At 55.7% G+C, this 1,885-nt stretch carries 1 protein-coding gene and 1 pseudogene; both read left to right on the top strand.

The window, feature by feature from the left end; genetic code table 11:
- Positions 1–1,449 (top strand): isocitrate lyase (gene aceA / locus WA354_RS12225; protein ID WP_472813290.1); only part of this gene is annotated, 1,449 nt, incomplete at its 5' end.
- A gap of 59 nt (positions 1,450–1,508) precedes the next feature.
- Positions 1,509–1,885: pseudogene (locus WA354_RS12220) on the top strand (malate synthase A); the annotation flags it as partial.

The raw sequence follows: 1,885 nt of genomic DNA, 5'->3' as shown, positions 1-1,885 counted from the left end.
GTCTGGGTATACGTGTCCACCCGTCCGATTCGGACTGCCCGCTCTTGTGTCCTGTGTCACATTGCGATTTACTCACATCACATTGCGAAGCCGATGCAAGCAATCGACACCAAGGAGATGAACATGCGCAGCAGCGCTTCTCACGAAATCAATTGGAATTCGCCTCGCTGGGAAGGGACGATTCGCACATATGAGCCCGCAGACGTCAGGCGTCTTCGCGGATCTGTTCACGTAGAGCATTCGCTCGCGCGCGCCGGCGCAGAGAAGTTCTGGAGCATGCTTCACCAGGAGAGATACATCGCCGCCCTTGGCGCACTGACAGGAAATCAGGCCATTGAAATGGCCAAGGCAGGTTTGAAATCGATCTACCTGAGCGGGTGGCAAGTCGCGGCAGATGCAAACCTCGGTGGCCAGATGTATCCCGACCAGAGCCTCTATCCTTCCAACAGCGTGCCCAGTGTGGTCCGTTCCATTAACAACGCTCTCATGCGTGCGGACCAGATTGCCCATTCCGAGGGACAGGCCTCCATTGACTGGATGTTGCCCATCGTCGCGGATGCGGAAGCAGGATTCGGGGGTGCCCTTAACGCATTCGAATTGATGAAGGCGATGATCGAAGCCGGAGCGGCCGCGGTCCACTTCGAAGATCAGCTCTCCTCCGCTAAGAAGTGTGGGCACATGGGGGGCAAGGTGCTGGTATCTACTCAGGAGGCAATTCAGAAACTGGTTGCCGCTCGCCTCGCCGCTGACGTGCTTGGCGTGCCGACTGTCTTGATCGCGAGAACGGACGCCAATGCCGCACAACTCATCACCAGCGCCTCCGATATGAGGGATGCGAGCTTTCTCACAGGCCGCCGCACATCAGAAGGATTCTTTGGCTTCCGGGGCGGTTTGGATGCAGCCATCGTTCGGGGCCTCGCCTTCGCGCCATACGCTGATATGCTGTGGTGCGAAACATCTGAGCCCAATCTCAGGGAGGCAAGGCAATTCGCCGCGGCTATCCATTCAACCTATCCCGGAAAGCTCCTTGCCTACAATTGCTCCCCTTCTTTTCATTGGAAAGCCAAACTGAACCAGTGTGAGATTTCTGAATTTCAGCGTGAGCTTGCCGGGATGGGTTACCGTTTCCAGTTCGTGACACTGGCAGGATTTCATTCGCTGAATCTATCCGCCTTCGAACTGGCCCACGAATACGCGCAAACTGGAATGTCTGCCTATTCACAATTGCAGGAGCGCGAATTCGAATTAGCTGAGCGGGTTGGATACGGCGCGGTGAAACACCAGCGATTTGTCGGTACAGGCTATTTCGACGACATCGCCAACACCATTGCGGCAGGTCAGTCGTCGCTTCAGGCGCTCCCCGGATCCACGGAAGAAGAGCAGTTTGAACCGACACCAGAGTGGACGGCGGTTGATCCGGATTTCGTCATACCAGTATCGGGCGATTGATAAGAAGCCCTCCCCCCTCAAATCAGACCCATGACAAGCCCAGAGAGAGGAAACCTCAAATGAGTGCTACCGTACCAGTGCTTGAAAACGCGACCCAAACCAAAACAGCTGAATGCGAAATCCTCATTCCCGAGGCAACGGAGTTTCTGCGCTCCATGCACCGGGTGTTCGAATCCAGAAGAGTGGATCTGCTCTGCGATCGCAATAAGCGTCAAGCCCGATACGATGCCGGAAAGTTCCCTCACTTCCCCAAAGAGACGCATCACATTCGCCAGGCGGAGTGGGCAGTAGCTCCAATTCCGCACGACCTGGTTGATCGCAGAGTGGAAATTACCGGTCCCGCGGAAAGAAAGATGGTCATCAACGCTCTGAACTCTGGGGCGAATGTGTTCATGGCGGATTTCGAAGATTCGAACGCACCCACCTGGAGCAATTG

Source organism: Occallatibacter sp. (assembly GCF_049802275.1).
Lineage (GTDB): Bacteria > Acidobacteriota > Terriglobia > Terriglobales > Acidobacteriaceae > Telmatobacter.
Note: the sequence above shows the minus strand (reverse complement) of the source record. Positions and strands in the feature narration are given on the sequence as shown.